The following is a 23,359-nucleotide window of genomic DNA, read 5'->3' as shown; positions in this document are numbered from 1 at the left end:
GAGGGTCTCACACCCCTGGATAGCATCCGGGGCCATGCGCTCACGACGTACCACCCTCGCGGTCCCGGGCAGCAATCCCCGCTTCGTCGAGAAGGCGCAGGGGCTGCCCGCCGACGAGATCTTCCTCGACCTGGAGGACGCCGTCGCGCCGTCGGCCAAGGAGGGCGCCCGCGCGACCGTGGTCGCCGCGCTCAACGACGGCGACTGGACGGGCCGGACGCGGGTGGTGCGCGTCAACGACCTCGACACCCACTGGGCCTACCGGGACGTGATCGAGGTCGTCGAGGGCGCCGGGGCCAACCTCGACGCGGTCATGCTGCCGAAGGTGCCGGACGCCTCCCACGTCCAGTGGCTCGACCGGCTGCTCACCCAGATCGAGCGGGCGACGGGCCTGCCCGTCGGCCGGATCGGCATCGAGGCGCAGATCGAGGACGCCCGCGGCATGGTCAACGTCGACGCGATCGCCGCGTCCTCGCCCCGGCTGGAGGCCCTCGTCCTCGGCCCCGGCGACCTCATGGCGTCGATCAACATGAAGACGCTCGTCGTCGGCGAGCAGCCGCCCGGTTACACCGAGGGCGACGCCTACCACTACATCCTCATGCGGATCCTGATGGCCGCCCGCGCCCACGACCTCCAGGCGATCGACGGCCCCTACTTCAACGTCCGCGACGTGGAGGCCTTCACCCGCGTCGCCGAGCGCTCCGCCGCCCTCGGCTTCGACGGCAAGTGGGTGCTGCACCCGTCCCAGATCGAGGCGGGCAACGCCGTGTTCTCCCCGTCGCAGGACGACTACGACCACGCCGAGCTGATCCTCGACGCCTACGAGCACTCGCTCGGCGAGGGCCGCGGCGCCGCCCGCCTCGGCGACGAGATGATCGACGAGGCGTCCCGCAAGATGGCGCTCGTCGTCGCGGCCAAGGGCCGCGCCGCGGGGATGGCCCGGACGAAGCGCTTCGATCCGTCCGGGAACTGAGGGGCCCGTACGATTCGTCCCACGTACACGAGATCTACCGAGAGGCGTCACACGTGGCAGGACCAGGGGACGGCGACGGCTGGGCGCCCCTCGACCCCGATCTGGGACGCGAGCCCCGGCGGAACCCGCAGCCGTCCGGTCCCGAGCCGGTGCCGGAGGGCGTGCGGCCGCCGCCCGCCGCCTGGCCGCCGAACCCGGCACAACCCCCTGCCGCAGGGCAGCCCTACGGCCCCGGCCGGCCGCAGGTTCAGGGGTACGCGCCCGGAACGCCGTACTGGGACGGGGCGCCGGCGCAGCCGCCGGGCGCGGACCACCTCGGCCCCTACGCTCCCGGATACGGGATCCACGCGGCGAAGCGGCCCTGGACGGTGGAGACCCCCAAAGCGGCCCCGTTCCACCGGCTGGCGCGCAACGAGGCGCACCGGTGGTGGCGCCCGCTCGCGGGGACCTTCGGGATCGCGGCCCTCGGGATGGCCCTGGCCATCGGACTGCTGATCGTGGGCGTCATCGTCCAGGTGGTGGTCACGGGCGAAACCCCCGACACCTCGGGGACGGACACCGACGCGATCTTCGGCGACCAGACGGCCGACCTGGCGTACAACCTCGGGTCGCTGGCGCTGTTCCTGCCGGTCACGCTGGGCGCGGCGTGGCTCGTCCAGCGGCGGCGCCCGGGCACGCTCTCCTCGGTCGCGGGGCGGCTGCGCCGCCGCTGGCTCCTCGCCTGCTCGGGCCTGGCGATCCTGTTCTGCGCCGTGTCCTACGGGACGTCCATCGTCGCCTCCGCCGCGATCGACGACCAGTCGGGCGGCGACGAGCACTGGGTCGGATGGGGGCGGTTCATCGCCCCCGCCATCGTCATCATCCTGCTGGTGCCGTTCCAGTCGGCGGCGGAGGAGTACGCCTTCCGCGGCTGGATGCTCCAGGCCGTGGGCGCGTGCACCCTGGAGAACGCCAGGAGCCGCGTCGGCCGTGCCTTCAGCGTGGTGTTCCGCACGCCGTGGCCGGGGATCGTCGTGGGCTCGGCCCTGTTCACGGCCGGGCACGGCTACACGGGCTGGGGAATCCTCGACATCTTCGCGTTCGGCGCGGTCGCGGCGTGGCTCACGGTGCGGACGGGCGGGCTGGAGGCCGGTATCGCCCTGCACGTGCTCAACAACCTCATGGCGTTCCTCGGCCCCGCGGCGATCGGTCAGCTCGACATCGAGCAGGGCTCCGTCCCCTGGCAGCTCGTGGCGGCGGACATCGTCCCGATGCTGCTCTACGCGGCCGCCGTCACGTGGGTGGCGCGGCGGATGCGAATCCAGCGGGTCACGGCCGGCCCCGGGGACGGTGAGGCCCCGTTGACCGCGGCCACGGCGCCCGCGCACGCCTCATAGGACGCCCCACTCGGCGAGGGCGTCGAGCAGGCCGGGCGTCATCGGAAGGGCGCCCAGCTCGCCCCGGGGCACCCAGCGGACGTCGGACGCGTCGTCGCCCGCGCGGAGCGTCCCGCCGGCCACGGTGGCCGTGTAGTCGTGGATCTCGTAGACGACGCCGCCGGGGCCGGGGCGCTCCACCGTCCCGGCCAGGGCGCCGACGAGGACGTCCAGACCGGTCTCCTCCCTCAGCTCGCGGGCGACCGCCGCCGCGTCGTCCTCGCCGGGCTCGACCCGCCCGCCCGGGATCGACCACAGGCCCTCTCCCGGCGGGTGGCCGCGCCTGACCAGCAGGAACCGTCCCTCGCCGTCCCGGACGACCCCGCCCACGCAGCGCACTCGCATGACCCCATTTTGTCGCCACTTTCCAGGGCGGCGACCCGGCAGCCCCTTGACGAGGCGGGACGTGGCCGCGCAGGGTGGTTACTCATGAGGGCGGAGCCCACCTGCCCGCGCTGCGCGGGCCCGCTGACCGCGCCGGGCCTCTGGTCCAGCGACTGGAGCTGCGGCGTGCACGGCGCCGTACTGCCGAGGCAGCCGTCCCATCGCCCCGGCGCCGAGGGGCTGGCCGTCGTCCTGCAGGACGCGAGGGTCCCGGTCTGGGCGCCGTGGCCGCTTCCGGCGGCGTGGCTCGTCACGGGCTTCGCCTCCGTCGGGGACGAGCGCTCGGGCGCCCGCGCGACCGCCGTCGCGGTGTCCGGTCCGGGGCTGCTGCACGGCCCCGCCGACATGGTCCTGATCGCCGAGGAACCGGGCATCGGCCTCGGCGCCCACTTCGCGGGGCTCGCGGGCCCCGACCCCGGCACCGCCTTCAACGGCGGCCCGCCCCACGTGAAGCTGGACATCGGCGGCCCCGCCGCGACCACTGGGCAGACGGTGCCGCTGTGGGCGGTCGGCGACCGCCCCGACCGCGCCGCCTACGTCGGCGAGGCGATGGGGAACTGGCTGTGGGCGGTGCTGTGGCCCGCCGACGCCGGGGTGCTCATGGTGGAGCGCCTCACCCTGCTCGACCTCCGCGAGCCGGGAATGGAACTCGACCTCCCCTACGGCGCCTACAGCCCCCGCCTCGACGGCTGAGCGGCTGGTATGAAGGGCCTATGCGGATCGATCTGCACTGCCACAGCGACGCGTCCGACGGGACCCGCCCCCCGGCGGAGGTCGTCCGGCGGGCGCGCGAGAACGGCGTCGACGTCGTCGCGCTCACCGACCACGACACCGTCGCCGGCTGGGACGAGGCCGCCGCGTCCCTCCCGGACGGCCTGGCGCTGGTCCCCGGCATCGAGCTGTCGTGCAAGGAGGACGACCGGAGCCTGCACCTGCTCGGCTACCTGTTCGACCCGGCCGAGCCGGTGCTGGCCGCCGAGCTGGCCCGGATCCGCGACGACCGGGTGGTCAGGGCGCGCGGCATGGTGGAGCGGCTGAACGAGCTCGGCGCCGAGGTCGGCTGGGACACGGTCCGCGCGCTGGCCACGGGCGAGGCGGTCGGCCGCCCGCACATCGCGCGCGCCATGGTGGAGGCCGGCGTGATCGAGACCGCGGACGAGGCGTTCACGCCCCGGTGGATCGCGCAGGGCGGCCGCGCCTACGTCGAGCGGTACGCGCTCGACGCGGAGCGGGCGATCGAGCTCGTCCGCGCGGCCGGGGGAGTGTGCGTCCTGGCCCATCCCCGGGCGCGCCGCCGCGGCTACGTGTTCGGCGACGAGGTGATCGAGCGGCTCGCCGCCGCCGGGCTCGCCGGGGTCGAGACCGACCACCCCGACCACACCCCCGAGGACCGCGCCCGCCTGCGCGACCTGGCCGCCGCGCTCGGCCTCGCCGTGACCGGCTCCAGCGACGACCACGGCGCGTTCACCGGCGACCGGATCGGCGTCGAGACCACCGCGCCGGACGCCTTCGACACGCTCCGCGCGGCCGCCACCGGCGGCGATCTCCGTCTGCCCGACCGGGGCGGCGAATCGCGGTAGGGTGCGAAGCGTGGACGCGCGCATCGAACAGGTGGTGACGTCGGGGAAGCTCACCCTGGACGACACCGAGTACGACGTCGAGAACAACACCTACATCGTCGGCGACGACGACGAGGTCATCGTGATCGACCCGGCCAACGACGCCGAGGCCATCCTCAAGGAGGTCGGTGACCGCGAGGTCATGGCCGTCCTGCTGACCGACGGCAACGAGCACCGCCTCAGCGTGGTCCTCGAAGTCGCCGCGGCCGGCGAGGAGGACGAGGACAACTGGGCCCCGATCGCCCTGCACCGCGCCGACCGGCTGCTGTGGCGCGACTACTTCGGCCGCCTCGCCAAGGAGGAGGACGACGAGGACGACGCCAAGGCGCTGCGCTCCCTCGAACCCGACATCTGGCTGGAGGACGGCGGCGTCTTCGAGATCGGCGAGGCGCAGCTGGAGATCGTGCACACCCCGGGCCACACGCCCGGCAGCGTCTGCGTGATCAGCGAGCAGCTCGGCCTGCTGTTCTCCGGCGACACCCTGCACCGCGGCCGTCCGGGCTCGGTCGGCGGCGTCTACGAGGACCTGCGCAAGCAGCTCAACTCGATCGGCGCGCTGCTCACCCCGCTGCCGAAGGACCTGCGCGTCCTGCCCGCGCAGGGCGAGGAGACCACGGTCGGCGAAGAGGACGCCCGCTGGGAGAGCTGGGGCTCCATGGCCCGGGAGTCTGACGACTAACGGTGGCCGAGCAGCTGGGCTTTGAGGGGATGCCTCAGCGGCTTTACACGTGCACGCCTTCGCGGTTGAACACGTGGCTGGACTGCCCGCGCCGGTACCGGATGACGTATCTCGATCGTCCGATGCCGCCCAAGGGGCCGCCGTGGGCGCACAACAGCGTCGGTGCGAGCGTGCACAACGCGCTGGCCGGCTGGTGGCGGCTGCCCGTCCACGAGCGCAGCCCCGAGGCGGCGGGGAGGCTGCTGCTCCGCGGCTGGCTGACCGACGGGTTCCGCGACGAGGCGCAGTCCGCTCAGTGGCGCGAGCGGGCCCGGGAGATGACGGAGCGGTACGTCGCCGGGCTGGACCCGTCCGACGAGCCGCTCGGCGTCGAGCGCACCGTGGCGACCCGCACCGACCGCATCGCGGTGTCCGGGCGCATCGACCGGCTGGACGCGCGCGGCTCCGAGCTGGTCGTCGTGGACTACAAGACCGGGCGGCACGTCCTGACCGCCGACGACGCCCGCGGCTCGCTGGCGCTGGCGATCTACGCGGTGGCGGCGTCGCGCGTCCTGCGGCGCCCGTGCCGCCGGGTCGAGCTGCACCATCTGCCGTCCGGCGAGGTCGCGGTGTGGGAGCACACCGACGAGTCGCTGGCCCGGCACATCCGGCGCGCGGAGCAGATCGCCGCCGAGGCCGCGGCCGCCGACGACGCCTACCGGGCCGGCGCCGGGAAGCGCGCGGGCGTGCCGAGGCCCCGCGAGGGGGAGGTCGACCACGCCCCGCACGACGAGCTGTTCCCCCCGCGTCCGGGGAACCTGTGCTCGTGGTGCGACTTCGCCCGCCACTGCCCGGAGGGCAGGGAGGCCGCCCCGCGCAAGGAGCCGTGGGCGGCGCTTCCCGTCGACGCCGTCTAGACCGTGGCCAGGGCCCGCTGCCCGGGCCAGCGGCGCGGGTCGCGGAGACCGTAGAGGCCCTTGCTCAGGTCGTAGCCGTCGGCGGCGAGCCGCTGCCGGGCACGTTCCAGCATGTCGCGGGTGTTCTTGGCGAACGCGTAGTCGTGCAGCCGCTCGGGAACCGCGTTCATCGCGAGGCGGAACGAGCGGAGCGCCGCCGTCACCGCGGGCTGCGGCACCTCGGGCAGCGCCCCGTACATCTGGCGGGCCCAGTCCGGCAGCGAGTAGTAGCAGAGCGCCCCGAACGGGAAGTAGCCGGGCTTCCCGGGCGCGAGGAACCTGAGGTTCTCCGGCATCGTCGGCCACATGAGGAACCGCACCGTCGCGGCGGCCTCCTCGGTGACGCGCAGCTGGGGCCGCATCTCGGCGAGGTAGGCCTCCATCTCGGCGACGCTGCCGGGGACGTCGTCGGCGTGCAGCCCGACGTAGGTCGCGGTGTGCCGCTGCTCGTCGAGGTACTTGTCCGCCATGGCGCCGGTCAGCGGCAGCCCGGCCCTCCGCGCGACCTCCAGGTAGGAGTACACCTCGGCGCAGTGCACCCACCGCAGCAGTTCGGGCTGGTCGAGCCGCTCCCGCTTCCCGGTGTCGTGGTTGAGGATGCGCAGGCTCCGGTGGATCTCCCGGACGCGGTACGCCAACGCGTCGATCTCCTCGTGCGACCCGTATGTGGCCACCCCGACGAAGTCGGCGGTGCGCTGGAGCCGCCCGAACGGGTCCTCCTGGAAGTTGGAGTTCTGCCAGACGCCCCACATCGCCATGGGGTGCAGCGCCTGGAGCATGAGGCTGCGCACCCCGCCGATCCACATGGACCGATCGATGTGGACGCGCCACGTGACGCTCTCGGGAGCCTGGACGGTCGCCGACATGTACACCTCCATGAGACAAACTGAAGTAAGTGTGTCATTACCCCAGTGTCCCCGCGCCACCGCCCCCCTTCCGGGGGGCGAGGCGTCCACGGCGCCCGCGGCTCCGGTGGTCTGGTTGGTTAGAGGGGCTCGTCTCGCATGACCTCCAGGTTCAGGAAGCGGGGGCCGTCGGTGCACAGGGCCTCCATCTGCCCGGCGATGCGCCGGGTCTCGGGCAGGTCGCTGTTGCGCATGGCCTCCTCGTAGGACGGGAACTCGACGATGTCGACGTAGTGGGACGAGTCCTGGCGGTCCTTGGTGTGCAGCTCGTGGGTCGCCGTCCGCTTGCCCTGGCTGGCCTGCGCCCACTCGTCGAACAGGCCTTCCAGTTCGTCCTGGCGGTCGGTGCGGTAGTCGATGATCTGTACGAAGCCCATCCGGCTCAGCTCCCGACGGTCGCGCGCTCGTCCTTGAGGTGAGTGCGGATCTCATCGCGGAGCTCCGGGGTGTCCTCGTGCCCGTGCACCGATGCGGCGTGCTCGGCGGCGGCGCGGACGACCTCGTCCTCCTCGCCGCTGATGGCGAGCGTGCAGTTCATCTCGCTCGGCATGTCCCTGCAGTCGGCCACCTTGCGCATGTCTCCCCCTCGCCGGCCCGGCGCCCGCGCGCGAGGTGAGGTCGTGCTCGGCGGCGGCGCCCCGTCCGGCCGTTCATCCCGCCACACCGTCACAATGCACTTCAATCGTCGCATATCCCCATGTCAGGGGGAAGGTGTCCGAGGCGCGTTGTACGGTGTCGCCTCACCGAGGAGAGGGTGTGCCCATGGAGTGGGTCGAGTCCGGCGGGGGGCCGCTGCTGGCCGCGCCCGCGTCGCAGCTGGCCCGCTGGGAGGGCGCGACCGACGACGAGGGGCCCGAGGAGAACTGGGGCGACTACGGGCGCGCCTGCGCGGTCGGCGGCTACATCGGGCTGCTCGGCATCGGCGAAGGGCAGGGCCTCGTCCTCGGTGACGAACCCGCCACCACCACCTACCTGCCGGACGAGCGCCTCTTCGTGCGGTGGGCGGCGGCCGACTCCGAGTCCGAGCTCGTCGACGCGGCCAGGCAGGCCGTCCACGGCGTCGAGTGGCAGGAGGAGCTCGACTGGGACGTGGACGGCGCCGTCGTCCTCTTCGACTCCGCCTGGCCCGGCGCGACCCCCGAACCCGGCAACCACCTGGGCATCGACCTGGCCCCGGGCCGCTACCGCGTGCGCGCCGCCCCCATCCGGGACGACCGCAACTGGATGATCCTCGTGCAGCTCCGCCCTGTGCCCTAGCGTCTGTCTCGAAGTGGCCTCGGCCGCACGCGCGAACGCGTGACCTGGCCGGTGGAGCGAAGCCGGAGGCGAGCGGAGCCGGGCAGATCGCGGAGCGATGCCGCGTTCGCCCGGGCCCGGTCACGTAGCGAGCCGCCAGGCGAGCGAAGTGGGCCGGGACTTCGAAACACGCCCTAGCCGGCCAGTGCCGCTAGGCGGTGGGCGAGGCGGGCGGCGGCCTTTCGCAGCTCCGGAGGCTCCAGGACCTCCGTCTCGAAGTCCAGCCGGGCCACGTGCACGGCGACCGCGTCGAGGTCCGCTGCGCCGACGACGAGCACGCACCAGCCGTCGCGGTCGTCCTCGACGCGGCCCACCTGGGGCGGGACCAGTTGCCGCACCTCGTCGGCCGTGGCGTGGACGCGGATCCGCGCGCGGTGCCGGTACGGCGCCTCGGTCACGGCCCGCTGCACGTAGGCGACCGGGTCCGGATGCTCCCTCGGCCGGAACCGCCAGGTCGTCGCCGCCGCCTCGCGCATCCGGTCCAGCCGGAACGTGCGCCAGGCGTCGCGGTCGGTGTCCCACGCCATGAGGTACCAGCGGCGGCCGGTGGCGACCATCCGCACCGGCTCGACCGTGCGCTCGCGCTCGCCGTCCCGCCCGGGGTAGCGGAACCGCACCCGGACCGCGTCGCGGCAGGCCCGCGCGAGCGTCACCAGCAGCTCCGCGTCGATCTGGACGCCGGGGCCGACGAGGGTCTCGGTGGCGCCGTGCACCGCCCGCACCTCGGCCCGCAGGCGGGGCGGCATCACCTGGTCGAGCTTCGCCAGCGCCCGCAGCGCCGCCTCGCCCGCACCGGCGACCGTGCCGCCGGACGCCATCCGCAGGGACACCGCCGTCGCGATCGCCTCCTCGTCGTCGAGGAGCAGGGGCGGCAGCCGGGTGCCCGCGCCCAGCCGGTAGCCGCCGCCCACGCCCGCCGTCGCGTGCACCGGGTAGCCGAGCGCTCGCAGCCGCTCCACGTCGCGCCGCACCGAGCGGTCGGTGACGCCGAGTTCGGCGGCGAGGGCGGCGGCCGTCCAGGACGGCCGCCGCTGCAGCAGTCCCAGAAGCCGCAGCACCCGCTCGGTCGTCGCCTCGACGCTCATGTGCCCATCGTCGCACGGAACGCGGAACGAAGCTGTCCGCTATCTCGGCGACAGTGGCCCCATGACCGAAACCTGGAACCCGCTGCTCCGGGACCAGATCGCCTGGCACTGGGACAACCAGCTGCGGCCTCGCATCAGCGGGCTCACGGACGACGAGTACTTCTGGGAGCCGGCGCCCGGCTGCTGGAGCGTGCGACCGCGCGTCGCCGACGCCCCGCCAGGGCAGGGCGGCTCTGCGATGACCATCGACTTCGCGATGCCTCCGCCCGACCCTGCCCCGTTCACGACGATCGCCTGGCGGCTCGCGCACGTGATCGTCGGCGTCCTGGCGGTGCGGAGCGCCGCGCACTTCGGGCGCCCGCCCACCGACTACCAGGCGTTCGGGTACGCCGCGACGGCGGACGAGGCGCTGGCCCAGCTCGACGCGGAGTACGCGACGTGGCTGGCCGGGGTCGGATCGCTCGGCGAGACGGGCCTCACCCGCCCGTGCGGGGAGGCCGAGGGGCCGTACGCCGAGCGCCCTCTGGCAGCGTTGGTCCTGCACATCAACCGGGAGCTGGTCCACCACCTGTCCGAGGTGTGCCTGCTCCGCGACCTCTACACGCACACTCACCGGGAGGCGAGCTGACATGGCCCGCGACGTCCAGATCACCTTCGACTGCGCCGACCCCGCCGCGATGGCGGCCTTCTGGGCCGAGGCCCTCGGCTACCGGCTCCAGGACCCGCCCGGCGGCTTCGCGTCGTGGGACGAGGCCCTGGAGGCGATGGGGGTCCCGCCGGAGAACCGCAACGACGCATCGGCGGTGGTCGACCCCGGTGGCTCCGGACCCCGGGTGTTCTTCCAGCGCGTCCCGGAGGGCAAGCAGGTCAAGAACCGGGTGCACCTCGACGTGCGGGCCGCGCCGGGCCTCGACGGCGACGAGCGGATGGCGGCCCTGGAGGCCGAGGCCGACCGCCTCATCGCCCACGGCGCCGCCCGCCTCCAGCGCCATGACCCGAAGCCCCCGCTCGACGCGGGCCACATCGTGATGGCCGACCCCGAAGGCAACGAGTTCTGCCTCGACTGAGAGATCGGGCGGGGCCGCGCCGCTGTTCGCCGGCATGCGCGCCGACGCCGTCGGGGCGGACGGCGTCCAGCAGGCCGGGAAAGCGGGACTCGGGATCGTCCCGGCGCAGCTCGACTAAGCAGCGGGTGCCCTCTTGGCGCGTCCGCGTGGCCCGGCGTCGCGCGGCGCCGGTCACCTGCCGGCGGCCACGGACTTCAGCGCGTTCAGGGACTCGTGGATGTGGTGGGGGAGGTCGTGGCGGTCGTCGGCGAGCCAGCGTTCGAAGGCGACCTTGAAGACGGCGATGCCGGCCTCGGCGGAGAGGGCCGCGGCCGGGTCCGGGACGCCGCGGCGGCGCAGGGACCCGGCGAGCGCGCCCGCCAGGGCGGCGAGCTTGATCAGCTCGCGTTCGCGCAGTTCGGCGTTCGCGTCGATGACGGCCTGGCGGCGGCGGGCGTGGTCGTGGCGCCCCTCGAAGACGGCGGCGACGGCCTCCAGCGCCTCGGCCGTCGCGGCGAGCGGCGCCGCCTCCGCGGGCGCCTCGGCGACGGCGCTCGCCAGCATGTCCTCGAGCAGTGCCGAGCCCGCGAACAGGACCTCGCGCTTGTCGGCGAAGTGGCGGAAAAACGTGCGCTCGGTGAGGCCGGCCCGGCGGGCGATCTCCGCGACGGTGGTCCGGTCGAAGCCGTGCTCGCCGTAGAGGTCCAGTGCCGCCTGTTCGAGCCGGCCGCGCGCGTTCGGCTCCCATCGCCCCATGGCCGGAATCCTAGTCGATGACAGTCACTGCCATCGTGGGGGTATGCTGACGACAGTGACTGACATCAGCCGGGCGCGACCGTGCCCGGCGGCTCATCGGGAGGTCTCCATGCACGTCTTCGTCACCGGGGCGTCCGGCTGGATCGGCTCGGCGCTCGTTCCCGAACTCCTCGCGGCGGGGCACCGCGTCACCGGGCTCGCCCGCTCCGACGCCTCGGCCGCCGCCCTCACCGCGGCCGGCGCCGGGGTGCGCCGCGGCACCCTGGACGACCTCGACGTCCTCGCCGGCGCCGCGGCGGCCTCCGACGGCGTCGTCCATCTGGCGTTCAAGCACGACATCGCGTTCTCGGGCGGGTTCCAGGACGCCACCGACGCGGACCGGCGCGCCGTCGAGGCGTTCGGCGACGCGCTCGCGGGCTCCGACCGGCCCTTCGTGCTCGCGTCCGGCCTGCTCGGCCTCGCGCCGGGGAAGGTGGCGACCGAGCGGGACGGGCGCGAGCCTGCAGAAGGGGAGGAGGTGCAGGCTCGGCAGGCCACCGCACAGCTCGCGCTCTCCTTCGCGTCCCGTGGTGTCCGCTCGTCGGTCGTCCGGCTCCCGCCGACCGTGCACGGCGAAGGCGACAAGGGCTTCGTGGCCGGCCTGGTCGGCATCGCGCGTGACAAGGGCGTCGCCGGATACATCGGTGACGGGGCCAACCGCTGGCCCGCGGGCCACGTGTCGGATGCCGCGCGGCTGTTCCGGCTGGCGCTGGAGAAGGCCCCGGCGGGGTCGGCGCTGCACGCGAACGCCGATGAGGGCGTGCCGTTCCGGGCCATCGCCGAGGTGATCGGACGCCGGCTCGACCTGCCGGTGGCGTCCATCGCTCCCGGGGACGCGGCCGGCCACTTCGGCTGGCTCGCCGGAGTCGTGGGCCTGGACGCGCCGGCGTCGAGCGCGCTGACCCGCGAGCTGCTGGGATGGCGCCCGACCGGCCCGAACCTTGTCGAGGACCTGGAGAAGGGGCACTACTTCCAGGCTCCGTGAACGGCGGACACGGCCCGCCGGGCGCCGAGGCGGGCTGAGGACGCTGCGGTGACCCACCGTCGGTCTCCGGGACCGGCGGGCACCCGGCGAGGGCGTGAACCGGTCGTGCGACCGGTACCTACTTGAGGGTGCGTTCGCTGTCGGACCAGAGGGCGAGGAGGGCGGCGGCCGTGGTCTCGGGGGCGTCCCACGCGGGGGAGTGGGCGGCGCCCGGGATGACGACCTTGGGCGCGTTGAGGCGTTCGGCCATGGCGGCCTGGGCGCGCGGGTCCCAGGCGTCGTCGTCCTCGCCGTAGATGACGAGGACGCGCAGGCCCGTGTCGGCGCAGTGCTTGGCCAGCTCGTCGACGCGGTCGGGCGCGGTGAGGATCTCGTCCGCCATGCGCGCGAGCCCCTTCTCGGAGTTGCCGAGCGTGCGGGCCTTGAGGAAGGCGACGATCTCGCGCTGGACGCCCCGTCCCAGGTAGTCGGGTTCGAGGCCGAGCTCCCAGATCTGCGCCATGCCGAGTTCGGGGATGGCGTCGCGCAGGGCGAGGGCCCTGGCGGCGGCCGGGCCGCCGACGGCGCCCGGCCCCGAGCTCATCACCGTGAAGGACGCGGGGCGGGCCCCGGCGAGGACGGCCTCGCGGCACACCAGGCCGCCGAACGAGTGCCCGACCAGGTGGACGGGGCCGGGGCCCAGCGCCGACAGGAGGGCCGCGATGTCGGCGCCGAGGGCCGCGCGGGTGTAGGCGCTCTCGTCGTCCGGTCCGAGGGTCTCGTACTGGCCGCGCATGTCGATCGCGACGACGCGGCGGCCCGACGCGGCCAGGGTCTCCAGGACGGCGAGGAAGTCCTCCTTGCTGCCGGTGAGGCCGGGGACGAGGAGGGCGGGGCAGCGGTCGGGCACGCCCGATCCCGGAAGGGCCTCCAGCGCGGCGAACGGGCCGCGGGAGGTCTCGACGGTCGTCCGGCGAACACCGGGGGGCAGACTCACGAACCGGGGCGTACTCACGGTGGAAACCTTAGTCAATGGGGGCCTGCGGGCATCGGTAAGAAATCTTCGGTGGTAGCGTCGCCAGCGTGGTCGCCATGCCTGCCATCTCCGCCCACCGCCGCGACGAGGCGGGCCTCACGGGCCTCGGCGACGCGGTCGCGTCGGGCGCCGAGTACGTGGAGATCGACATCAGGCGGACGGGGGACGGGCGGCTCGTCGTCCACCACGATCCCGAGATCGCGGGGCTCCGGCTGAACCGGCTCCCCTACGAGCGGATCCAGGAGCTCGCGGTGCGGCCGGTGCCGCTGGCCGGCGACGCGATGAAGGTCATCGCGGGCCGGGCGCAGGGACATCTGGACCTCAAGGAGCGCGGCTGCGAGCACGAGAGTGTCGCGCTGGCGGTGGAGGCGTTCGGCACCGGGAACTTCGTGGTGACCACGCGCGAGATCACGTCCCTCGTGGAGATCAAGAAGAGCTTCCCCGGGGTGCGGACGGCCCTGTCGGTCGGCCGCAACCTGTGGGAGCGGGGCGCCGCGCACGACTTCGCGCCGCTGCGCCTGATCCGGCGGGCGGGCGCCGACATGGTCGCCCTCAACCACCGGCTCGCCCGCGTCGGCGTGCTGCGCCAGTGCGGGCGCGCCGGGATACCGGCCATGATCTGGACGGTCAACGCCGAGCCCGTGATGCACCGCTTCCTGCGCGACCCGCGCGTCGCCGTCCTCGTCACCGACCACCCGGGCCTCGCCCTCCGACTGCGCGAGGGAAGAGGCCCGGACGGAACGCGACCGCGGGACTGAGACGTCTCGCGGTCGGCCGCTCCGCCGCCCGGTCAGGCGGTCTGTGACGCCTCGGCGGTACCGCCCGAGGTGGCGGCCGGCTTGCCGGCGCGGGTGCGGCGGCGGGGCCGGCTGCGCTTGCGCTCCGTGGCGACCGCGTCGACGACGTTGTCGTCCGCGGCGGTCTCGACCGCCGTGTCCGCCGCGGCGCCCTCGACCGGCCGGCCCGCCCGCGTGCGGGTGCGGTCGCGCTTGCGGCGGCGCGGCCGCGGACGCTCCTGCTCCCGCTCTCGGTCATGGCCGCGGCCGCGGTCGTGGCTGCGGACCTTGCCCGTCTCGCCGATGTCCTCCAGCTTCTCGGCGTCGAGCCCGGCGCGGCCGTTCCGCTTGTCGGCGGGCAGCGTCCCCTTCGTGCCGGCGGGGATGCCGAGCGTCTCGAAGAAGTGCGGGGACGTCGAGTAGGTCTCCTCCGGGGAGGCGAACGGCAGGTCGAGCGTGCCGTTGATCAGCTTCCACCGGGTGAGGTCGGACCAGTCGACGAGCGTGACGGCGACGCCCTCCTTGCCCGCGCGGCCGGTCCGGCCGATGCGGTGCACGTAGGTGTCGGCGCTGTCGGGGCACTCGTAGTTCACGACGTGGGTGACGTCGTCGACGTCGAGCCCGCGGGCCGCCACGTCGGTGGCCACCAGCACGCCGATCTTGCCGTTGCGGAACGCGCGCAGGGCCCGCTCGCGCTGGCTCTGCCCGAGGTCGCCGTGCACGGCGGCGGCGTCGAAGCCCCGCTGCGCGAGGTCGGCGGCCACCCGGTCGCACGCACGCTTCGTCTGGCAGAAGACCATGGTCAGACCACGGCCCTCCGCCTGGAGCAGGCGGGCGAGCATCTCCGGCTTGTCCATCTGGTGGGCCTGGAAGACGTGCTGGACGACCTGCGGCGTCGCGTCCGACTCGGTGTGCGACTCGGCCCGGACGTTGGTCGGGCGGGTCAGGTACCGGCGCGACAGCGCGGCGATCTCGCCCGGCATCGTCGCCGAGAACAGCATGGTCTGGCGCTGCGCCGGGATCCGGTCGATGATCCGCTCGATGTCCGGCAGGAAGCCGAGGTCGAGCATCCGGTCCGCCTCGTCCAGCACCAGCACGCCGACCTTGGACAGGTCGAGGTACTTCTGCTTGACGAGGTCGAGGAGCCGCCCCGGGGTGCCGACGACGACGTCGACGCCCTCGCGCAGCGCCTCGATCTGCGGCTCGTAGGCGCGGCCGCCGTACACCGACAGCACCCGGCTGCCGAGCTTGCCGCCGGCGACGAGCAGGTCGTCGGTGACCTGGAGGGCCAGCTCGCGGGTCGGCGCGACGACGAGCGCGCGCGGCTCGCGGCCGCCGTGCTCGATGCGCTGGAGCAGCGCGGCGCCGAAGGCGAGGGTCTTGCCGGTGCCCGTGCGGGCCTGGCCGATGATGTCATGCCCGCCGAGCGCGATCGGCAGGGCGAGCTCCTGGATGGGGAACGCCTCCACGATGCCTTCGGCTTCGAGGGCGTCTGCTATCTCGGGGACGACCCCGAGTTCACGAAAGGTAGTCAGGGCTTTCAGCCTCCAATATGCGGGGTCTCCGCTCCCGGGTGCGGCGCGGCCTGGTGGCGTGACGCCGCCGAACCGGCGTGTCCGCCGTTCCTGTGGCCACGCGCTCGCGCGGGAGGGACCAGCCGTTGCTCAAATCTTCCGGCGACCGCAGTCAGGGGTTGAAAGCAGTCACTCACTGTGGCTGCGTGCGGTCACACTCCGCGACGCAGTGTACCGACCGTTGATTGCCTACACCAATAGCCGGTCACTCGACCCAACGTTTCCATGGTTTCATCTATTCCGTCCCCAGCCCGCCAGGCCTTACGCACTCGGCGAGGCGGGGCCTCCGGACCGGTCCAAGGCGGGACGAGGACGGCCACATCCGGACACATCGCGACGACGCGGGCCCCCGCCCGGGGAGGCGGGGGCCCGCGTCGGGGGTGGTGCCGGGGGTCAGTAGCTCCGGCGGCGGGTCCGCCATCCGTGGCCGCGCCCGCGGCCGCGCGTGTGCATCGTGGTGAGCGCCGCCACGCCCAGCGCGGCGATCACCACCGCGAAGACGAAGGCGACGAGCATGCCCGCCCCCAGCGCGTCCGCGACGACGCCGCCGAGGATCGCGCCGGCGATGCCGACGAGGACCGTGAGCAGGATGCCGATCGGATTGCGGCCCGGCACGACCAGCCGCGCGAGTGCACCGATCACGGCACCGACGACGATGAACCAAAGGATCGTGGTGAGCATTTCGATCAACCGTTCCTTTCCCTGGGCCGGTCGCCCGAGGTCGGTGATCGGTATGCCCCGCCTGCCAGGTTGAAACAAAAATCTGGTCAAGGCGCGTATGGGAACGGTAAAGTCGCAGGTCAGCAGGCTGGTGAGGTGTCGCGCCGCTCGTGTGCGCGGCTCGCCGCGCCGGTGCCGCCCGGGGTGGACGGCTCAGGTGCGCGGTTCAGGGTGCACGGCTCAGGTACGCGGCTCAGGTGTACTGGGTGCCGAAGCCCACGCTGCGCTGCTCGTCCTCGGCGATCTCCAGGTAGCCGACGCGGGCCCCGGGGATGACGACGCGGCCGGCGCGGCGGTCCTTCAGCACCAGCACTCCGTGCGGGTCGGCGAGCGCCGCGCCGAGCGCGTCCTGCACCTCGTCGGCGGTCTGGTCGGTGTCGACCACCAGTTCCTTGGCCACGTTCTGAACCCCGATGCGAACCTGCACGCGATGCCTCCCGTCGTCGGGCGCGTCCCGCCGACCGCCGGCGGACCCGCATCCGATGGTCGCACGGAGATCGCCGGAGCGTGGCGCGCCCGGTTGTGCCGAGGGTGAACGCCCTCCGGCGCGGGCAGGGCCGGAGCCGGCGTCAGCTCTGGTCGGTGGTGCGCGGGAAACCGGAGATGCCGCGCCAGGCCAGCCGGGCGATGATCTTCTCCGCGGTGTCCTTGGGGATCGCCCGGTGCTGGGAGAGCCAGAAGCGGGCGCTGACCTCGGCCATGCCGACCAGGCCCATGCCGAGCAGGTGCGCCTCCTCGGCGGGGGCGTTGGTGTCCTCGGCGATGACCTGCGCGATCATCTCGGCGCACTGCTGGTTCGCGCGGTCGACGCGGGCGCGCACGGGCGCCACGTTGCGCAGGTCGGACTCGAAGACCAGCCGGTAGGCCTCGCCGTCGCCCGCCACGAAGTCGTAGAAGGCCTGCATGCTCGCCTGCACGCGAAGCTTGTTGTCCGTGGTGGACTCCAGCGCCTCGCGAACGATCTTCACCAGGGCCTCGGCGTGCTCGTCCAGCAGCGCCAGGTACAGCTCCAGCTTGCCCGGGAAGTGCTGGTAGAGCACGGGCTTGCTGACGCCCGCGCGCTCGGCGATCTCGTCCATCGCTGCGGCGTGGTACCCCTGGGCGACGAACACCTCCTGGGCCGCGCCGAGCAACTGCTTGCGGCGCGCCAGTCGCGGCAGTCTCGTGCCACGGGGGCGGGCGTCCGGGGTCGCGGTCACCACACTCTCCGATCACCGAATCGGGGGACGGATGGGGGGTGTCCGTCACCGGGAAACAATCTCATTATCCTACGCGCGAGTAACTCCGTTGGTCACGGGCGGCGCCCGCCGTCGTTCCTTCGCGCAGGTCAGTGTATTCCCGCCGGAACCGGAAGCGGGCCGCCACGATCTTTCTGTGAACCCTCCTTCCTGTGCCGGCGGCCAACGCGGATCAGCGGTAGTCGTCCTCGTCCAGCCGGACCTCCCGCCGCTGCTCGGCCGCGTCGGCCTCGTTCGCGTCGTCCGGGATGGGGCCGCCCTCGACGCGCTCCTCGTCGTCGAGGGCGGCGCGCTGCTCGGCCGCGTCGGCCTCGTTGGCGTCGTCGGGGGCGGGCTGCTCCAGGTCGTCGGTCTCGCTCATCAGGGGTCCTCCTCCAGGTTCACGGCCGCCTCAGGGTCCACGGCCGCCTCGGGTCACAGCATCCCGGCCAGCTCCCGCAGCGGCGCCTCGACGGACTCGCCGTGGGTCGGGAACGCGTGGACGACGTCGGCGAGCAGGCTCAGCGGCGTCTCCGCGCGGATGGCCAGGGCGATCTCGCTCATCCACTCCTCGGCGTGGAGTCCGGCGGCGGCGGCGCCGACCAGCAGCCCGCGGGCGGGGTCGGCGTACAGCTCCACCCGTCCGCGCTCGTCGGCCTCGACCGCCGCCCGCGCCGTCGCGGCGAGGTCGTACCCGGCGGTGAGGATGTCTATGCCGAGTTCCTCCGCCTGCGTCGGGGAGATCCCCACGGAGTAGACGGTGGGCGTCGTGTAGACGACGCGGGGGATGGCGCGGTAGTCGGCCTCGCGCCGGTGGCCGAGCAGGTTCGACAGCGCGACCTGCGCCTGGTAGCGGGCGGCGTGCGCGGTGCGGGCGACGCCGGTGACGTCGCCCGCCGCCCACACGCCGCCCGCTTCGCACGGCACCCGGCACGTCTCGTCCACGGGGATCCCCTGGCCGGGGGTGACGTCGATGCCGAGGTTCTCCAGCCCGAGGCCCTCCACGCGGGGGCGGCGCCCGGCGGCGGCGAGGACGCGGTCGGCGTCGAGGGTGCCGCCGTCGGTCAGCCACAGCCGCAGCCCGACGTCCTTGCGCTCGGCGTCGGCGACGGCGGTGCCGAGCCGCAGGTCGACGCCCATCCGGCGCAGGGCGTCCGCGAGCACCTCGCCGGCGAACGGCGCCTCCGCGGTCAGCAGCCGCCCGGACGCCTCGACGACCGCGACCTGGGAGCCGAACGCCGCGTACACCTGCGCCAGCTCGCAGCCGACCGGGCCGCCGCCGAGGATCACCAGCCGGCGCGGCAGGTCGGGAACCGACAGGGCCTCGGCGCTCGTCCACAGCGGCACGTCGGCGAGCCCCTCGACGGGCGGGATGACCGGCTCGCTGCCGGTGCAGACGACGAGGTCGCCGAAGCCGTGGACGGCGCCGTCGACCTCGATCCGGCCGTGGTCGAGGACCTGCCCCCGGCCGCGCAGGACGGTCACGCCGTCCTCGGCCATCCGGGCGACGGCGGGGTCGTCGCCCCGGTTCCCGGCCAGGGCGTCCCGGCGGGCGAGGGCCATCTCCCAGGTCTCGCCGCGGCGGGCCGACAGCAGCAGCGACTTGGACGGGACGCAGGCGAAGTACGGCGACTCCCCGCCGACGAGGCGGTTCTCGACGAGCGCGACGTCCCTTCCCGCGCGGGCGAGGCCGGTCGCGACCAGCTCCCCCGCGGTCCCCCCGCCCAGCACCACGGCGTCGTAGTGATGGTTGTGCGACAACGGTCTCTTCCTTCCACCCGTGGTGTCCCCAGGCACCATGGTGACGGAACGCGGTCCCGGAGAGTGCCGATTCGAACACATAGGGCACGCGAGATCGCCGATGTCGCTCAGGGCAGGGGCCGGTGGTCCTTCAGCAGCGGTTCCAGGAGGTCGCCGTGCTCGTCCACCCGGGCGAGGACGTCCTCGGGGCCGAAGACGAGGTCGGCGGCGTCCCCGCACGACTCCAGCTCGTCCCAGGTGATGGGCGTCGACACCGACGGGCGGTTCCCGGCGCGCAGCGAGTAGGGCGCGACGGTCGTCTTGGCCGGGTTGTTCTGGCTCCAGTCGACGAAGACCTTGTCCTTGCGCAGCCGCCGCTCCATCTTGGCGACGACCAGCTTCGGGTTCTCGTCGGCCAGGCGCTGCGCGGCGGCCTTGGCGTACTCCGACGTCCGTTCGGCCTCCTTCGGCTCCTCGATCGGGACGTACAGGTGCAGGCCCTTCTTGCCGCTCGTCTTCGGGTAGGACTCCAGGCCGTCCTCGGCGAGCACGTCGCGGAGCAGGGCGGCGACCTCGCACGCCTCCACGATCGTGGCGGGCGGGCCCGGGTCCAGGTCGAAGACCACCAGGTCGGGGGTGTGCACCTTGCCGCGCGGACCGACCTTCCACTGCGGGACGTGCAGTTCCAGCGCGGCGAGGTTCGCGCACCACACGAGCGTGGGCAGGTCGTCGACGACGACGAAGTCGAGGGTGTCGCGGCCCTTGGAGCTGCCGGGGGTGGGGATCGTCGCCGTGCGGACCCAGTCCGGGGTGTGGGAGGGGGCGTTCTTCTCGAAGAACTTGCCGCCGTCGACGCCGTCCGGCCAGCGGATGCGGGTCGCCGGGCGGTCCTGCAGGTGGGGGAGCATGACCGGGGCGATGCGGGCGTAGTAGTCGATGACCTCGCCCTTGGTGAACTCCGGGTACAGGTTCTTGTCGAGGTTGGAGAGGGAGAGCTGACGGCCGTCCACGTCGACGGCGGTCCTCTTACTGCTCACTCGTGACCTCCAGGGGGTCCTTGTCGTCACGCAGGCCCCGCCAGGACGGGAAGCGGAGGCGGCCGTCCCTGGTCCGGGCACTGTAGGCGACCTCCCCGACGAGCCGGGGCTCAACCCACTGGGCGTCGCGGGCGAACTCGCGCGGAACGGGCTCGTCGTAGGGGCTCGTCGAACGGCGCAGCGGCCACAGCGTCTCGTACAGCTCGTCCAGGGCGCGGTCGCTGAAACCCGTGCCCACGTGCCCGACGAAACCGAGCAGGCCCTTCATGTCGTACTCGCCCAGCAGCAGCGAGCCCACGCCGCCCTCGCGCCGGCCCTTCCCGGGCTTCCAGCCGCAGATGACGACCTCGCGCGTCATGAAGTTCTTCACCTTGCGCCAGAAGTCGACGCGGCGCCCTGGACGGTACGGCGAGTCGAGGCGCTTGGCGAGCAGGCCCTCCATCTGCTGCTCGCGGGTGAAGGCGAGCAGTTCCTCCACCTGGGTCTGGTCACCGCCGTGCAGGTACGGGGGCACCTCGACGGGGCCGGTGCCGGCGAGGTCCAGCTCCGCCAGCACCGAGCGGCGGTCGGCGTAGGGGACGTCGTACAGGACGTGCCCGTCCAGGAAGAGGACGTCGAACACGACGTAGCGGACGGGAACCTCGCGGATCAGCCGGGGGTCGGGGCGCTGGACGTGCATCCGGCGCTGGAGGCGTTCGAAGCTGGGGCGTCCCTCCTGGAAGGCGACGACCTCGCCGTCCAGGACGACGTCGCTGTCGGGCAGCAGGTCGGCGAGGGCGGACAGCTCGGGGTAGCGGCTCGCCACCTCGCCGCCGCGCCGCCCGGCGGCGCGGACGCCGTCGGCGGAGACGTGCGACAGGACGCGCACGCCGTCCCATTTCAGCTCCAGACCCCACTTCCCGCCGTCGGAGGGGAGGTCCCCGGTGGAGGCCATCATCGGCTCGACGGGCCACGGCATGGTCATAACGCCGTCTTACCCCGTCCCGCCGCACGGGGAAAGGATCACGACGCCCTTCTGGCGCAAATCGAACGACGTTGCGACGCTAGGGGCAGGAACGTGCTGGGTAAGGACGGATCATGCGCAGTATCTGGAAGGGCGCGATCTCCTTCGGTCTGGTGACCATACCGGTGAAGCTCTACTCGGCGACCGAGCAGCGGGACGTCGCCTTCCACCAGGTGCACCGGGAGGACGGGGGGCGCATCAAGTACAAGCGGGTGTGCACGCTCGACGGCGAGGAGGTCCCCTACTCCGACATCGCCAAGGGCTACGAGCTGCCGAGCGGCGAGATGGTCATCCTCACCGACGAGGACTTCGCCGACCTGCCGCTGTCGTCCAGCCGCCGCATCGACGTCCTGCAGTTCGTGGAGCGCGAGGAGGTCGACCCGATCTACTTCGCGAAGTCCTACTACCTGGAGCCCGACGCGCAGGGCGCCAAGCCGTACGTGCTGCTGCGGGACGCGCTGGAGAGCTCCGGCCAGGTCGCGATCGTCAAGGTGGCGCTGCGGCAGCGCGAGTCGCTCGCGACGCTGCGGGTCCGCGAGGGCGTGTTCGTCCTGGAGACGATGCTGTGGCCGGACGAGGTCCGCGCGCCGGAGTTCCCCTTCCTGGAGGAGGACATCGAGGTCCGCAAGCAGGAGCTGTCGATGGCGACGTCGCTGATCGAGTCGATGGAGGGGGACTTCGACCCCGGCGAGTACAAGGACGCCTACCGGGAGGCGCTCCAGGCGGTGATCGACGCCAAGGTCGAGGGGCGGGAGGTGGCGCGGCCCGCCGAGGAGGGCGCGGAGGAGCCCGCCGCGGACCTGCTCAGCGCGCTGCGCGCCAGCGTTGAGGCGGCGAAGAAGAGCCGCGGCGAGAAGGCGGGGAAGGCGGCGTCCGGCAAGGGGACGGCGGCGAAGAAGCCCGCCGCGCGCAAGACGGCGTCGTCCAAGGCCGGCGAGAAGAAGGAGCCGGCCAAGAGCCGCAGCCGCAAGTCGGCGTGACCCCGCCGCCGGCCGGGCCGGCGGCGAGGTCGGGGTGATCCCGGAGCCGCGGCTCAGAACGGGACGGTGGTGCAGAACAGCCGTGCGCCCGCGTCGCCCGTCTTCGGGTCGGTGGGCTTGGCGTGCACGACGAGCGATCCCGCGGCCTTCTCCGCGACGCGCCACGGCACGGACGTGCGGGAGTGGCCGCGCCCGTCGGCGCGGACGGTGACGTCGAGCCAGATCTCCTTCTTCGGCATCGGCGTTCCGGGCGGCGCGTCGGGATCGTGGTAGTGCGGCCCGGCGTCCTCGGGCTTCGGCCCGCACCGGTTCACGTGGACGTGGGCGCCGAACGTCCGGCCGGCGGCCTCGCGCGGCATGCCCCACACCCGCAGGGACACCCAGGTCCTGTGGTGGTCGCGGACCACGACGACCTTGGTCTTCGCGGTCCGGAAGGCTTGGTCGTGGACGTTGTCGGGCCCGCGCACGACGATCGCGTGCGGCCCGGACCGGGCGAGGGCAGGGGCGGCGGGGACGAGCGCGGCGCCGGACGCGGCGAGCGCGGACGCGGCGAGCAGGGCGGGAGCGCGGACGGGCGTTCGCATGACGCTTCCTCTCCGTGGTGCGGGGCGCCGGACGCCGCGGGCGTGGCGGCGTCCGGGCTCGGTGGTTCACGAGCATGCCCCCGGAGCGGGCGGCGGCGTCCCCCCGAATCGGTCAGGGGGCGGCCGCGTGCGCCGAGCGGTTCAGTTGTCGCGGCGGGCGGCGAGCACGCGCCCGACGGCCGCGGCGGCGGCGGACGGGTCGGCGCACGGCGCGATCCGCTCGCCCCAGCCGTAGCAGTAGGACCAGCCGTCGCCGGAACGTTCCCGCACCGCGATGACGCTCTCGTTCACCCGCGGCAGGCGCGGGTCGGCGATGTGCGCGGTCGGACGGCGGTCGGCGGGCGCGGCGACCTCGACCGCCCAGCCGGCGGAGCGCAGGACGTCCGTGAGCCGCTCCAGGTGCGCGAGCGCCGTCTCGGCCTCGGTGATCATCAGCACGGACATGGTGCCTCCAAAGGAACGTCCCGGCACGGGAAGGGTTCGGGGATCCGCCGGGCGGGGGCCGTCGCGGAATGCGTCACACGAGGGGTGCAGCCGGTGGAATGGCGTTCAGTCTTGCGCCGGGCGGAGGAGACCACAAGCGGTTCGGAAGGATT

29 protein-coding genes are annotated in these 23,359 nt (G+C 73.5%); 12 read left to right on the top strand and 17 right to left on the bottom strand.

The window, feature by feature from the left end; all coding sequences use genetic code 11:
• The first annotated feature begins 34 nt into the window (after nucleotides 1-34).
• Nucleotides 35-973, top strand: coding sequence for a CoA ester lyase (locus AB0C87_RS01625; RefSeq protein WP_360576010.1), 939 nt, complete (start codon nucleotides 35-37; stop codon nucleotides 971-973).
• A 53-nt stretch (nucleotides 974-1,026) separates the two neighbouring features.
• A complete protein-coding gene (locus AB0C87_RS01620) occupies nucleotides 1,027-2,349 on the top strand; it encodes a CPBP family intramembrane glutamic endopeptidase (RefSeq protein WP_360576008.1) in 1,323 nt (440 codons plus the stop codon).
• On the opposite strand, the gene AB0C87_RS01615 is transcribed toward AB0C87_RS01620, so the two are convergent.
• Nucleotides 2,344-2,733 carry an NUDIX domain-containing protein gene (locus tag AB0C87_RS01615; RefSeq protein WP_345186639.1) on the bottom strand — a complete coding sequence of 130 codons (390 nt, stop codon included), beginning with the start codon at nucleotides 2,731-2,733 and terminating at the stop codon, nucleotides 2,344-2,346. The genes AB0C87_RS01620 and AB0C87_RS01615 overlap by 6 nt on opposite strands.
• 84 nt (nucleotides 2,734-2,817) lie before the next feature.
• Between AB0C87_RS01615 and AB0C87_RS01610 the strand changes: the two genes are divergently transcribed.
• From AB0C87_RS01610 to AB0C87_RS01595, 4 genes are all read left to right on the top strand, one after another.
• Entirely contained in the window at nucleotides 2,818-3,465 is a 648-nt protein-coding gene (locus tag AB0C87_RS01610; protein WP_360576006.1) for a DUF6758 family protein, read from the top strand.
• Nucleotides 3,466-3,485: 20 nt separating this feature from the next.
• On the top strand, nucleotides 3,486-4,352 hold the full coding sequence (locus tag AB0C87_RS01605; RefSeq protein ID WP_353834244.1) for a PHP domain-containing protein: 867 nt from the start codon (nucleotides 3,486-3,488) through the stop codon (nucleotides 4,350-4,352).
• A 10-nt stretch (nucleotides 4,353-4,362) separates the two neighbouring features.
• The gene (locus AB0C87_RS01600; RefSeq protein WP_345186645.1) at nucleotides 4,363-5,070 is read left to right on the top strand and encodes an MBL fold metallo-hydrolase; all 708 of its coding nucleotides are present in this window, start codon (nucleotides 4,363-4,365) and stop codon (nucleotides 5,068-5,070) included.
• A 65-nt stretch (nucleotides 5,071-5,135) separates the two neighbouring features.
• Entirely contained in the window at nucleotides 5,136-5,966 is an 831-nt protein-coding gene (locus tag AB0C87_RS01595) for a PD-(D/E)XK nuclease family protein (RefSeq protein ID WP_360358275.1), read from the top strand.
• Here the strand turns inward: AB0C87_RS01595 and AB0C87_RS01590 are convergent.
• The 3 genes from AB0C87_RS01590 to AB0C87_RS01580 form a co-directional block, all read right to left on the bottom strand.
• On the bottom strand, nucleotides 5,963-6,871 hold the full coding sequence (locus AB0C87_RS01590) for an oxygenase MpaB family protein (protein WP_360576254.1): 909 nt from the start codon (nucleotides 6,869-6,871) through the stop codon (nucleotides 5,963-5,965). The genes AB0C87_RS01595 and AB0C87_RS01590 overlap by 4 nt on opposite strands.
• A 119-nt stretch (nucleotides 6,872-6,990) precedes the next feature.
• Complete coding sequence (locus tag AB0C87_RS01585) at nucleotides 6,991-7,287, bottom strand: hypothetical protein (protein ID WP_345186651.1); 297 nt, start codon at nucleotides 7,285-7,287, stop codon at nucleotides 6,991-6,993.
• A 5-nt stretch (nucleotides 7,288-7,292) separates the two neighbouring features.
• On the bottom strand, nucleotides 7,293-7,487 hold the full coding sequence (locus tag AB0C87_RS01580) for a DUF1059 domain-containing protein (RefSeq protein ID WP_345186653.1): 195 nt from the start codon (nucleotides 7,485-7,487) through the stop codon (nucleotides 7,293-7,295).
• 185 nt (nucleotides 7,488-7,672) lie between these two features.
• On the opposite strand from AB0C87_RS01580, the gene AB0C87_RS01575 reads away from it, so the two are divergent.
• On the top strand, nucleotides 7,673-8,167 hold the full coding sequence (locus tag AB0C87_RS01575; protein WP_360576003.1) for an Imm21 family immunity protein: 495 nt from the start codon (nucleotides 7,673-7,675) through the stop codon (nucleotides 8,165-8,167).
• Between the two features lie 173 nt (nucleotides 8,168-8,340).
• On the opposite strand, the gene AB0C87_RS01570 is transcribed toward AB0C87_RS01575, so the two are convergent.
• A complete protein-coding gene (locus AB0C87_RS01570) occupies nucleotides 8,341-9,291 on the bottom strand; it encodes a YafY family protein (protein ID WP_360576001.1) in 951 nt (316 codons plus the stop codon).
• Nucleotides 9,292-9,352: 61 nt separating this feature from the next.
• On the opposite strand from AB0C87_RS01570, the gene AB0C87_RS01565 reads away from it, so the two are divergent.
• Nucleotides 9,353-9,919: a DinB family protein gene (locus AB0C87_RS01565; protein ID WP_360358278.1), complete on the top strand. Its 567-nt coding sequence runs from the start codon at nucleotides 9,353-9,355 to the stop codon at nucleotides 9,917-9,919.
• 1 nt (nucleotide 9,920) lies between these two features.
• The gene (locus tag AB0C87_RS01560; RefSeq protein WP_360575999.1) at nucleotides 9,921-10,358 is read left to right on the top strand and encodes a VOC family protein; all 438 of its coding nucleotides are present in this window, start codon (nucleotides 9,921-9,923) and stop codon (nucleotides 10,356-10,358) included.
• 171 nt (nucleotides 10,359-10,529) lie between these two features.
• Here the strand turns inward: AB0C87_RS01560 and AB0C87_RS01555 are convergent, their stop codons facing one another.
• Entirely contained in the window at nucleotides 10,530-11,093 is a 564-nt protein-coding gene (locus AB0C87_RS01555) for a TetR family transcriptional regulator (protein WP_360575997.1), read from the bottom strand.
• 55 nt (nucleotides 11,094-11,148) lie between these two features.
• Here AB0C87_RS01555 and AB0C87_RS01550 point away from each other — a divergent pair, with 55 nt between their 5' ends.
• The gene (locus AB0C87_RS01550; RefSeq protein ID WP_360575995.1) at nucleotides 11,149-12,117 is read left to right on the top strand and encodes an SDR family oxidoreductase; all 969 of its coding nucleotides are present in this window, start codon (nucleotides 11,149-11,151) and stop codon (nucleotides 12,115-12,117) included.
• Between the two features lie 118 nt (nucleotides 12,118-12,235).
• Here the strand turns inward: AB0C87_RS01550 and AB0C87_RS01545 are convergent, their stop codons facing one another.
• Nucleotides 12,236-13,111 (bottom strand): alpha/beta hydrolase, encoded by an 876-nt coding sequence (locus tag AB0C87_RS01545; RefSeq protein ID WP_360575993.1) that lies wholly within the window; start codon nucleotides 13,109-13,111, stop codon nucleotides 12,236-12,238.
• Between the two features lie 77 nt (nucleotides 13,112-13,188).
• Between AB0C87_RS01545 and AB0C87_RS01540 the strand changes: the two genes are divergently transcribed.
• Nucleotides 13,189-13,890 carry a glycerophosphodiester phosphodiesterase family protein gene (locus tag AB0C87_RS01540; RefSeq protein ID WP_345186703.1) on the top strand — a complete coding sequence of 234 codons (702 nt, stop codon included), beginning with the start codon at nucleotides 13,189-13,191 and terminating at the stop codon, nucleotides 13,888-13,890.
• Nucleotides 13,891-13,922: 32 nt separating this feature from the next.
• Here AB0C87_RS01540 and AB0C87_RS01535 read toward each other — a convergent pair whose 3' ends face one another.
• The 8 genes from AB0C87_RS01535 to ligD (AB0C87_RS01500) form a co-directional block, all read right to left on the bottom strand.
• A complete protein-coding gene (locus tag AB0C87_RS01535) occupies nucleotides 13,923-15,377 on the bottom strand; it encodes a DEAD/DEAH box helicase (RefSeq protein WP_360575991.1) in 1,455 nt (484 codons plus the stop codon).
• 498 nt (nucleotides 15,378-15,875) lie between these two features.
• Nucleotides 15,876-16,163 (bottom strand): GlsB/YeaQ/YmgE family stress response membrane protein, encoded by a 288-nt coding sequence (locus tag AB0C87_RS01530; RefSeq protein WP_185035303.1) that lies wholly within the window; start codon nucleotides 16,161-16,163, stop codon nucleotides 15,876-15,878.
• A gap of 232 nt (nucleotides 16,164-16,395) precedes the next feature.
• Nucleotides 16,396-16,629, bottom strand: coding sequence for a DUF3107 domain-containing protein (locus tag AB0C87_RS01525; protein ID WP_345186671.1), 234 nt, complete (start codon nucleotides 16,627-16,629; stop codon nucleotides 16,396-16,398).
• A 142-nt stretch (nucleotides 16,630-16,771) separates the two neighbouring features.
• Complete coding sequence (locus AB0C87_RS01520; RefSeq protein ID WP_179843698.1) at nucleotides 16,772-17,401, bottom strand: TetR/AcrR family transcriptional regulator; 630 nt, start codon at nucleotides 17,399-17,401, stop codon at nucleotides 16,772-16,774.
• A gap of 211 nt (nucleotides 17,402-17,612) precedes the next feature.
• Nucleotides 17,613-17,801, bottom strand: coding sequence for a hypothetical protein (locus AB0C87_RS01515; RefSeq protein WP_345186676.1), 189 nt, complete (start codon nucleotides 17,799-17,801; stop codon nucleotides 17,613-17,615).
• A gap of 53 nt (nucleotides 17,802-17,854) precedes the next feature.
• Nucleotides 17,855-19,180 (bottom strand): NAD(P)/FAD-dependent oxidoreductase, encoded by a 1,326-nt coding sequence (locus AB0C87_RS01510; protein ID WP_345186678.1) that lies wholly within the window; start codon nucleotides 19,178-19,180, stop codon nucleotides 17,855-17,857.
• Between the two features lie 107 nt (nucleotides 19,181-19,287).
• Nucleotides 19,288-20,196: a non-homologous end-joining DNA ligase gene (ligD, locus tag AB0C87_RS01505; RefSeq protein ID WP_345186679.1), complete on the bottom strand. Its 909-nt coding sequence runs from the start codon at nucleotides 20,194-20,196 to the stop codon at nucleotides 19,288-19,290.
• On the bottom strand, nucleotides 20,186-21,160 hold the full coding sequence (gene ligD / locus AB0C87_RS01500) for a non-homologous end-joining DNA ligase (protein ID WP_360575989.1): 975 nt from the start codon (nucleotides 21,158-21,160) through the stop codon (nucleotides 20,186-20,188). The genes ligD (AB0C87_RS01505) and ligD (AB0C87_RS01500) overlap by 11 nt, the downstream gene beginning before the upstream one ends.
• A gap of 113 nt (nucleotides 21,161-21,273) precedes the next feature.
• Between ligD (AB0C87_RS01500) and AB0C87_RS01495 the strand changes: the two genes are divergently transcribed.
• Nucleotides 21,274-22,179, top strand: coding sequence for a Ku protein (locus tag AB0C87_RS01495; protein ID WP_345186681.1), 906 nt, complete (start codon nucleotides 21,274-21,276; stop codon nucleotides 22,177-22,179).
• Nucleotides 22,180-22,232: 53 nt separating this feature from the next.
• Here AB0C87_RS01495 and AB0C87_RS01490 read toward each other — a convergent pair whose 3' ends face one another.
• Both AB0C87_RS01490 and AB0C87_RS01485 read right to left on the bottom strand, forming a co-directional pair.
• Nucleotides 22,233-22,763: a superoxide dismutase family protein gene (locus AB0C87_RS01490; protein ID WP_345186684.1), complete on the bottom strand. Its 531-nt coding sequence runs from the start codon at nucleotides 22,761-22,763 to the stop codon at nucleotides 22,233-22,235.
• Nucleotides 22,764-22,904: 141 nt separating this feature from the next.
• Nucleotides 22,905-23,207 (bottom strand): hypothetical protein, encoded by a 303-nt coding sequence (locus tag AB0C87_RS01485; RefSeq protein ID WP_345186687.1) that lies wholly within the window; start codon nucleotides 23,205-23,207, stop codon nucleotides 22,905-22,907.
• Nucleotides 23,208-23,359: the final 152 nt, after the last annotated feature.

It is taken from the genome of Actinomadura sp. NPDC048021, assembly GCF_040653135.1.
Classification (GTDB): domain Bacteria; phylum Actinomycetota; class Actinomycetes; order Streptosporangiales; family Streptosporangiaceae; genus Spirillospora; species Spirillospora verrucosospora.
Note: the sequence above shows the minus strand (reverse complement) of the source record. Positions and strands in the feature narration are given on the sequence as shown.